The 3927-nt window shown below is 72.1% G+C and carries 2 protein-coding genes; both read left to right on the forward strand.

The window, feature by feature from the left end:
• Positions 1-2709, forward strand: a 2709-nt coding sequence (locus ACZ55A_RS37060; RefSeq protein ID WP_468849496.1) for a type I polyketide synthase, incomplete at its 5' end; no start/stop codon positions are given.
• Between the two features lie 38 nt (positions 2710-2747).
• Entirely contained in the window at positions 2748-3782 is a 1035-nt protein-coding gene (locus ACZ55A_RS37065) for a ketoacyl-ACP synthase III family protein (RefSeq protein WP_468849498.1), read from the forward strand.
• The last annotated feature ends 145 nt before the right edge of the window (positions 3783-3927 follow it).

The raw sequence follows: 3927 nt of genomic DNA on the forward strand, positions 1-3927 counted from the left end.
TACACCCACGGCATCCCCCTCCACCACACCCCCACCACCCCACCCCACCCCAACCTCCCCACCTACCCCTTCCAAGGCCACCACCACTGGCTGAAGGCGGCCCCCGGGGCGTCCCGCGGTGACTCGGGCATCGGCGCAGTGCGCGCGGAGCATCCGCTTCTGCGGGCAGCCGTCGAACTCCCCGACTCGGACACGGTGTTGTTCACGGGACGCCTATCGACGGCTGCGTACGGCTGGCTCGCCCGGCGCGACGTCGGCGGTGCCCCGCTGGTGCCCGATCCGGTGCTGGTCGAACTGGCCGTCAGGGCCGGTGACCAGGTGGGCTTCGGGAAGCTGGTGGAGCTGACGGTGCAGAACCCCTTGGTGCTGCCGGAGTCCGGGGCCGTCCAGCTCCGGGTCACGGTCGGTGAACCCGGGGAGACGGGGCGGCGTCCGGTGTCCGTGCACGCACGGCGGGGCGACGAAAGCGTCGGACGGCCGTGGACGTGCCATGCGACGGGGTCGCTGGCCGAGGAGGGTCCGGCACCCTCTTGGGACCTGGAGGCGTGGCCCCCGGCCGAGGCCGAAGAAGTGCCGTACGGCCAGGAAGCAGCGGACGGCCAGGAAGCGGCGGACGGCCGAGGTGACTTCGCGCCGGTCGCGCAGACCGTGTGGCGACGCGGTGACGAGCTCTTCGCGGAGGTGGCCCTGCCCGAGCGGCTGCGGCCGGAGGCAGCGGAGTTCGGACTGCACCCGGTCCTGGCCGACGCGGCGCTGGAGCCACTGCGGATCGACGGCGTGCTGCCGGAGCCCGTAGGGCCGTGGCGGGCCGGGGAGTGGCAGGGGGTTTCCCTGCACGCCTCCGGGGCCTGCGTGCTGCGGGTGCGCATCAGTCCGCTGCCCGACGGCTCCTTCTCGGTACGGGCTGCGGATGCCACCGGAGCTCCGGTGCTTACGGTGGAGTCCCTGACGCTGCGACCGGTTTCCCGGAGCGGGGTCCGGGCGGCGGGCGCCGCCCAGCAGGACGGGCTGTTCGGCGTGGAGTGGACCGATGTGGACCTCGCGCCCGTGGCCGGCACGGTGCCCGCCAAGTGGGCGATCGTCGGCGAGGACACCCTGGGGGTGCGGTCGGGGCTGATGTCGGTGGGCCAGTACGCCGAGGCGTACCCCGATCCGGAGGCGCTGGCCGCGGCCGTCGACGACTCCTCCGGTGCGCCCGATGTGGTCGTGGTGAACTGCGCGTCCGACGCGTCCGTCGAGCGGACCGGTGCGGAGCTCGCGAGCGCCGTCCACGACACCACGCGCCGGGCGCTGGAGTGGGCACGGTCCTGGGTGACGACACCGGTCTTCGACCGGTCCCGGCTGGTGTTCCTCACCCGGGGTGCGGTGCCCGCCTGGGACGGCGGCGGGGTGAGCGGGCGGCTCGACCTCACGGCCGCCGCGGTGTGGGGACTGGTGCGCTCGGCGCAGACCGAATTCCCTGGCCGCTTCCTGCTGGTGGATATGGACGGCGGCAAGCCGGCCTGGCGTGCGCTGCTGAAGGCCGTGGGTTCCGGCGAGCCGCAGTGGGCCCTGCGCAAGCGAGCGGTACGGGTGCCGCGACTGGCTCGCCGCTCCGTCGGGAGCGACGTCGGTGCGGCGGCGCTTCCCGAAGGAGCCGAGGGCACGGTGCTGGTCACCGGTGGTACCGGCATGCTGGGCACCGTGGTCGCCCGTCACCTGGTCGTGGAACACGGCGTACGGAATCTGCTGCTGATGAGTCGGCGGGGGCCCGACGCGCCGGGCGCGGCCGAACTCCAGGCAGAGCTGACCGCGTTGGGCGCGCAGGTCACCGTGGCCGGGTGTGATGTGACGGATCGTCAGGCAGTGACGGAAGTGCTGGCGGGCATCCCGGCCGACCGCCCGCTCCGGGCCGTGGTGCACACCGCCGGCACGGTCGACGACGGTGTCATTCCGTCCCTGACGCCCGACCGGGTGAGCGCGGTGCTTCGGCCCAAGGTGGACGCGGTGCTCGCGCTGCGGGAGGCGACCCGGGGCGCGGACCTGTCGGCGTTCATCATGTTCTCGTCGGTCGCGGGCGTCTTCGGTGGTGCGGGACAGGGCAACTACGCGGCGGCCAACGCCTTCCTGGACACGTTCGCATACGAGGCACGCTCCCAGGGGGTCCCCGCGACGTCGATCGCCTGGGGCGTCTGGGGTGGTCGCGACCTGGTCACCGCGGGCAACGCACGGCTGGCGCTGCCGGGGGTGGGGGAACTCCCTCCGGAGCACGGTCTCCAGCTGTTCGACGCGGCGCGCGGGCTGGGGCACGAGCTCACCGTCGCGGCCCGGTTGGACCTCGGCGTCCTGCACGAGCGGGCCAGGGCCGGGGAGGCACCTCCGCTGCTCCGTTCCCTGCTGCCGGCCCCGGCTCGCCGGCCGGCGCAGGACACCCCGGCGGAGGCATCGGAATTGCGGCATCTGCTGGCGGCGATGACCGACGCGGAACGCGACGCGACGCTGACCGATCTCGTGCGTGAGCAGATCGCCGTCGTGCTGGGGCACTCGTCCGCGGACTCGGTGACCGCGACGACGGAGCTGAAGGGGCTCGGCTTCGACTCCCTGACCTCGCTCACGCTCCGCAATGCCCTGAACAACGCCGCCAAGCTCACCCTGGCGCCCAGCGTGGCATTCGACTTCACGACACCCGTCGAACTGGCCCAGCACATCAAGGAACAGCTGCTCGCCTGAGCCCGGCCCCGGTGCCGGAAGGAACGGAGACATCCCGCATGAGGGTAGAGAACGTCCACATCAACTCACTGGGAGTCGCTCTGCACGAGTGGGTGAGCGCGGAACAGGCGGTGGCCGACGGCCTCCTCGACCCGGAGGTGACAGCGGCGAACGGACTCACCGGAACCCATGTGTCCGCTGATGTGCCGGCCGTCGACCTCGCGGTGTCAGCCGCCCGGACCGCCCTGGAGCGTGCGAAGCTCGAGCCCGACGAGATAGCGTCGCATCTCCACAGCGCGGTCCACTACCAAGGGCCCGCGGGCTCCTATCCGCCCGGGTACATCCAGCGGGAGCTGGGCCTGGAGGGTGTCTCCGCGCTCTACCTCCAGCAGGGCTGCAACGGCATGCTGGGCTCCTTGGAGGTGGCCATCGGCCAGCTGACCGGCGCCGCGGAGACGGAGGCCGTGCTGCTGACGACGGGCGAGAACTTCTCCTCCCCGGAGATCGACCGGTGGACGGGCTACGGCCAGTCGTACTTCCTCGGTGACGGGGGCGCCGCCGCTCTGCTCAGCGCGGAGGAGGGTTTCGCCGAGGTGCGGTCGCTGCACGCCGGGCTGCTGCCCTCCCTGGAGAAGTGGCACCGTGGCGACGGCCCGCTGCTGCTGCGCGGGGAGGCCGGTTCGATGGCGGACATGGCGGCGCGGGCCGAACGGTTCACCGAGACCGAGCTGTCGCTGTCGGAGACGCTGGAGAAGCTGAGCGTCTTCGACCTGGGCATCATCCACCGGGCCCTGGTCGACGCCGACCTCAACGCATCCGACCTCGCCAAGGTCGTGCCGATTCATATGGACGGCCGGATGATCGAGTACTCGGTCATGACGCCGCTCGGGTTGCCCATGTCGAAGTCGTCCTTCGACTTCGGCAAGGGCGTCGGTCATATCGGCGGTGCCGACGTCTTCCTCTCGCTGGAGCACCTGGTCCGCACGCGAGAGGTCAGCCCGGGCGACCATGTCCTGCTCGTCTCCCAGGGCCCCGGCTGGATCTGCACCGCATGCGTCGTGACCATCAGCGATCTCCCGGCCTGGGCGGTGTGACACGAGGCCGGGGCGAGCCCGCCAAGGGCCCGCCCCGGCGCTCCGGCCTCAGGGGGTGTCCGCAAAGTCCCGTCTGGCCCGCGACGCCTGGCACGGCGCCTCGCTGCGTTGTCGGGATCGTCCACGTAGACCCACTACGAGGACG

The sequence above is a fragment of the Streptomyces sp. NPDC034111 genome, assembly GCF_055575375.1.

Bases quoted from the DNA above. Each gene is read 5' to 3' on its own strand.
- ACZ55A_RS37065 (WP_468849498.1), top strand. From the start codon at position 2,748: ATGAGGGTAGAGAACGTCCACATCAACTCACTGGGAGTCGCTCTGCAC.